This window comes from Vibrio sp. 10N.261.51.C6 (assembly GCF_041471785.1).
Classification (GTDB): Bacteria; Pseudomonadota; Gammaproteobacteria; order Enterobacterales; family Vibrionaceae; genus Vibrio; species Vibrio crassostreae_C.
In genome coordinates this window covers 1-208 of record NZ_JBFRPB010000147.1, presented here as the reverse complement: position 1 = coordinate 208, position 208 = coordinate 1, and the positions used below count along the sequence as shown (strand labels likewise).

1 protein-coding gene is annotated in these 208 nt (G+C 47.6%); it reads left to right on the top strand.

Features of this window, described 5'->3' with window-relative positions; all coding sequences use genetic code 11:
* The coding region (locus AB4375_RS21615) for a hypothetical protein (protein ID WP_372052511.1) at window positions 1-208 on the top strand (208 nt) is incomplete at both ends.

Here is a 208-nt window from a genome sequence, read left to right as displayed (position 1 = left end):
GTGACTCCGATAACGATGTGCTTACCTCAACCGTCACGCTGACCATTACCGATGGTGATATTCCGACCATTGATAATGTGCCAACTGTGAACTTGTCGGAAACCAATCTGAGTGATGGCTCTGCACCAAGCGGTAGCGCGGTTAGCTCAACTCAAACTATTACTTACACCACTCAAAGTGATGATGTGACCAGCTTCCGTATTGAACC